General features: G+C 43.1%; 1 protein-coding gene. It reads right to left on the reverse strand.

What is annotated here, in order from left to right; genetic code table 11:
- A partial coding sequence (locus UC75_RS05175) for a fimbria/pilus outer membrane usher protein (protein WP_164837867.1) occupies positions 1-496 on the reverse strand: 496 nt, incomplete at both ends.

Raw genomic sequence — 496 nt, forward strand, 5'->3', positions numbered from 1 at the left:
GTACTGGCTCGCTGCAATATCAGCATTAATCACACCAAAACCAAATAAGTTCTTGGCAAAACCAGTACCTAGATTTGATAAACCATCTGTCGAAGCCTCTGCACCACCGCTTAAAGTCAGTGAATTGCTGTAGCCATATCGAATCGCACCCGAAGCAAAAGTGGCATCGTCGTAATCGTTTGAATACAGCCCATAGTTATAGCGTGGAACACCGACGTCTACTGAGAATTCATTAATGCCTTTTGCCAGAATTTTTGATGAAAAATAGTAAGCCTGTTTAGTAATGCTCTGCTGACCCGTTGCATCAGTAGTCACAAGGGTAACTTCATTGCCTGAAATAAACGGGAGCTGCTTAATGTCAAATGGACCGGATGGCACAAGCCCTGAATAAATCTTTTGTTGGTTAACGTATAAATCTAGTGTTGAAGGTAAAGCTGCCGAACCGGAAAATTGCGGCAGTGCCGAGGTAACAAGATCACCTCGTTGAGTATAAGCA

Source organism: Acinetobacter sp. V2 (assembly GCF_001188385.1).
GTDB classification, from domain to species: Bacteria; Pseudomonadota; Gammaproteobacteria; order Pseudomonadales; family Moraxellaceae; genus Acinetobacter; species Acinetobacter oleivorans.